This is a genomic window from Rubneribacter badeniensis, assembly GCF_002899695.1.
Lineage (GTDB): Bacteria > Actinomycetota > Coriobacteriia > Coriobacteriales > Eggerthellaceae > Rubneribacter > Rubneribacter badeniensis.
In genome coordinates this window covers 1-4698 of the sequence record NZ_PPEL01000141.1, presented here as the reverse complement: position 1 = coordinate 4698, position 4698 = coordinate 1, and the positions used below count along the sequence as shown (strand labels likewise).

Genomic DNA, 4698 nt, shown 5'->3' with positions numbered 1-4698 from the left:
ACCGGGAGGGGAGGCTGAAGGCGTTCGACGAGGGAGGGCGCAAGGTGTACGATACGATAGCCGGCCGCAGGAGGCGGCTGGGGCTGGCCGCCTAGGCCGTCCGGAAAAACGTCCGCACCCCCAAGCGGATATTCAAGGAGCATTTCACTCCTTTTCGAGCCACTTGCAAGCAAGTACGGTAATATACGAGGATAAATTTTCCATTTCTTTACCGAAGCCTTCGCTTCCAAGACCCTATGCATGCCTTGGTCGCCAGTAGTCGCGATGCGGGCCGAAATCCGATCGAAGCTCCTACGTTTTGGCCGATCAGCAGTTGGCGGCGGGCCAATAGCCAATCGAGGCACCCAACCTTGGCCGCACCCCGCAACCGCCCGCATGACGGGTGGCTCGCCCTCGAAACGCAACCCGCAGGGGCGGCACCTCAAGACATCGTCCTCCACCTTGACTAAACCGCAAACGCCGTCGACGTCTTCGCGCAGCACCGCTCCTGCCCTCCCGTCGCGGCGCTCGCCCCCGCCTGCGACCCCGCATGCAGCGCGCCCCGCGCAGTGCGCGGGGCGCGTCGTCGATCACATCACGTACAGGCCCACCGACAGCTGCACCGCGTAGAACACGAGGCGCGCCACGAAGATGCCCGCCACGGCCAGCACCACGGCCGCCAACGAGAGCGCCATCGGGCTCATGCCGCGCACCGCAAGGACGGTCGCCACGCCGGACGCCGCCAGCAAAACGGCAGCCAGCACCACAAACGACGTGACCCCGGACACCAGGTCGGCACCGTTTTCCAGGGCGTTCGACAAACCGGAGACGCCCATGACATGCGCGCAGAACGCCGCCACGGCCAGCACCACGCCCGCGGCGACCACCGCGAGGGCCACCGTCTTGAACGAGCCCTTCGCCGCATCGTCAAGCGCTCCGGCCAGCGTCAGCACCAAAGCGCCCAGCGCCATGCCGCCCGTCAGCGCGAAGCCCGCGAACTGCACCGGCACAAGCGGGCTGTTCCACGACGCGATGGTGTCCATCACGTACGCCAACCCCGTGAAGCACGCGAACACGATCGCCGCCACGGCCACCACGGCCGCGAACCCCTTGCGCGCGCTCGCCGGCAGCTTGCCCGTCACACCCATAATCCAATACACCACGGCCAGCACCGTGAAGATGCAGCCCGCCACGATCTCGTTCGACAGCGGAGACGAGCCGACGCCCGCGAACACCAGCGGAGCATGCAGAGGGCTCGCCAAGTGGAAGAACGACGCGACGAACCCAACCAGCACCACGATCAGAGGGATGGCCATGAAGCGGTCGATCTTCCTTAGCTGCTCGTCGGAGAACGTCGTGGTGAACAGCGCGCACGCCAGGGCGACAAACGCGCCTGCGCCCATCGGTGCCAGCGTGGTGAACAGCGCCAACGGCAGTTCGTTCAAAGCGGCCTCCATGCTACATCACCTCCAGGGGATTGACGACCTTGCCATCTTCGTGCCCCGCAGGAAGCGCGTCCGCCGAGGGCTTGATGTAGAGGTTCGGATTCGTGTACGAGGGCTCGGGCAAAGGTGCGATGTTGCCGCGCTCGCCCAGCTTGGACATCTCCTCCACCGTGCCGAAGTCGAGGGCGCGCGCCGGGCACGCGCGAACGCAAATAGGCCGCTCGCCAGCCGCCACGCGTTCTGCGCAACCGTCGCATTTCACAGAATGACCCTTCTCGCGATCCACCTTCGGCGCGTTGTAGGGACACGCCATATGGCAGTAACCGCAACCCACGCACTTGTCGGCGTCCACGGACACAAGGCCCGTCTCGGCGTCTTTGTGCATGGCACCCGTCGGGCACACCTCTACGCATGACGGATCATCGCAGTGGTTGCACGACATGGACACGTAGTAGGCGAAGCAGGTTGTCTCGATATACCCATCGGAATTCTTCTCGGTCGTCCCGCCGGCACATTCGTACACCTTGCGATATTGGAACTCGGTACTCAGATCGTAATAATCCTTGCAAGCGAACTCACAGGTTTTGCAGCCCGTGCAGCGAGTGCCATCAAAATAGAACGCATATTGAGTCATGACTCGCTTCCCTCCTTAACCCGCGATCTTCGTCACTTGACAGATATTGGAATGCTGCGGATTGCCTTTCGACAACGGCGAAGGACGATAGCAAGTGAGCGTGTTGATGCATCCACCCTTGTCCACGCGATCGCCGTACATATCCGCTTCATGCCAAGCACCTTGAGATATAGCAACGGTTCCAGGCACGATACGCGGGGTGACTTTGGCAAGCAGATGGGTCTCGCCGAAATCATTCGTCACAGCAACGGTATCGCCCGAAGCAATACCCCGTTCCTGCGCATCGGCGGGATTGATCCACACCTCTTGAGGGTTGGCCTCTTTCAAGATATCGATATTGCCCCAAGAAGAATGCTGGCGACCGCGATAGTGGAATCCCGTCAATACGAGGGGGTTCTCTTCCGTCGTCGTCTCGACGCCGTACCATTCGGGAATATACATCGGCAAGCCATGGAACTGCTCGTCCTCCGCGAGATCCCACGTTTCAGCAAGCTTCTCGATAGACTCGGAGAATATCTCGATCTTGCCGGATGCGGTCTTAAGCGGGTTCGCAGAAGGATCCGCGACGAACGCCTCGAGCGCAATGGTTTTGCCCTTGGGATTCGCTTTCTTGTACACTCCCATCTCCATTGCCTCGTCGTACGTGGGCAGAGAGGGGTCCTTGGCACGATCTTTCTCGTAGAGCTCCTTGATCCACTCCTCTTGGGTCTTGCCTTCGGTGAACTCCTCTTCGGTGCCCATGGCCCGCGAGATAAGCGTGGCGATCTCGTAAGGATCTTTGCGCTCGAACTTTCTGCTCGTGCACGGTTGGCCGGCAATCATGTAGCCCGTATCGCCACCCGTGCCGATCATCGACACCTGCTCGAAGCGGAACGAGTCGGGAAGGAGAATGTCTGCGTACTTCGCGGAGTCGCACAAAACCGTGTTCGTGCAAACGATGAACTCGCACTTGCTCTCGTCTGCCAGGATGTCGTGGGTCCGGTTGATATCGCCATGTTGGTTGGTCAAGCAGTTGCCCGCCCCATAGAACATGAACTTGATGTCGCTCTTCACCGCGTCACCGCTCTTGACGCCGGCATTTTTGGCGGTCATCTCGTGCCCATGGTCGATGGCGTCGGTGTAAAGGTAGCAGGGAATCTGCGCCTTTATGGGGTTGTCAAGATTGGGGATGGAGGTCAGGCTGATCGAGTAGCTTCCATGAGGGTATCCGCTGTTCGTTCCCGGCTTTCCAACCTGCCCCACCAGCGCGGGAAGCGCCATGATGGCCCAGCAGTTCCATTCGCCGTTGCTCCTGCGCTGAGAGCCATACCCTTGATCGACGAACAATGCCTCGGTGGTGCCGATCTCCTGCGCCAATTCCTCGATTTTCTGGGGAGCTATTCCCGTGATCCTGGAAGCCCACTCCGGCGTCTTCTCCACCTTGTCGTAGCCCTCGCCCATGATGTAAGCGTAGTAGGACATGTTCTTGCCCTTGTAAGCTTCGGGCATCGTCTCTTCATCATAGCCCACGCAGTAAGTGTGCAGAAAGTCCAGATCGACCAGATCATGCTCGATGAGATAATGGGCGATGCCGGCGATGAGTGCGGCGTCGGTTCCCGGATTGATGGGCAACCACTCGTCGCAATGTCCGGCCACGGTATCGGTCAGACGCGGGTCGACATGGATGATCTTCGCCTTGGTCTTCTCGCGCATACGAACATAGTCGGTGTGCCCGCAGCCACCACCCTGCGTCGTCACCGTGGTGTTGGAGCCGAAAGCCAAGTACAGCGTGGCATCGTCAATCACATTGAGCGTGGAGCCGGATCCCGAACCGATGACGAACGGCGTCGTATAGGAAAGCTGGTGAGTTGAATAACTGCCGTAAAACTGCAGAGATCCCCCGAGCACATTGAACATACGCCAATACGGACGCGCTGTGGTGGAGCTGGTGCCAGAACCCATGTGAATGTAGATCGCTTCATTGCCGTACGTGTCGATGGTGTACTTCAGTTTTTCGGCAATCGTATCAATGGCTTCGTCCCAAGATATCCTCTCGAACTTCCCTTCCCCGCGTCGTCCAACGCGCTTCATGGGATAGTTCAATCGGTCAGGGTGGTTGATCCATCGACGATACGAACGCCCGCGCAAGCAGCACCTGACTTGCATATCGTCGATGTTGTTGTCGTCCGACGTGTCTCCTTCAACCCACACGACCTCATCATCTTTCGTATGGATGCGCAAGGCGCAACGGCCCGGGCAGTTGATGGCGCAGTGGCCCCAGGTGACCTTCTCCTCGCTGTCGGCGGACGCCTGGGCCACGCCGCTACCGAAGAGCGAATCGGTTGCAGCCGCGCCGCCGACGGCGGCCAGCGCGCCGAGCGCTCCCGTCGTCTTCACGAACGCGCGACGGCTCAAAGTCGGCATTGCTTCAGACATTGCACTCCCCCTTCTTCTCGAACGCACTCTCGTCAAAGCACGCCAACCATACCCATTCCAGCTAAGGCGCGTGTCACATAAAACATGCGAATTTGTTATTTTCGCAGGTCACACGGCATCACATACAAACGGGTGACAGAAGGGGCGTTTTTCGGAAGGGAGAGGATCCGCACATGAAAAAGGGAGGGGAGGGGGGGCATCCCCCTCCTCGCCGCATGCAAAGAG

General features: G+C 60.0%; 3 protein-coding genes. All 3 read right to left on the bottom strand.

Features of this window, described 5'->3' with window-relative positions; all coding sequences use genetic code 11:
- Nucleotides 1-569: 569 nt before the first annotated feature.
- From C2L80_RS13165 to C2L80_RS13155, 3 genes are read right to left on the bottom strand one after another with little or no spacing between them, the layout of a single operon-like run.
- Complete coding sequence (locus tag C2L80_RS13165; RefSeq protein WP_157941099.1) at nt 570-1424, bottom strand: dimethyl sulfoxide reductase anchor subunit family protein; 855 nt, start codon at nt 1422-1424, stop codon at nt 570-572.
- A 13-nt stretch (nt 1425-1437) separates the two neighbouring features.
- Complete coding sequence (locus C2L80_RS13160) at nt 1438-2058, bottom strand: DMSO/selenate family reductase complex B subunit (RefSeq protein ID WP_103263356.1); 621 nt, start codon at nt 2056-2058, stop codon at nt 1438-1440.
- Nucleotides 2059-2073: 15 nt separating this feature from the next.
- On the bottom strand, nt 2074-4473 hold the full coding sequence (locus C2L80_RS13155) for a DMSO/selenate family reductase complex A subunit (protein WP_103263355.1): 2400 nt from the start codon (nt 4471-4473) through the stop codon (nt 2074-2076).
- Between the last annotated feature and the right edge of the window lie 225 nt (nt 4474-4698).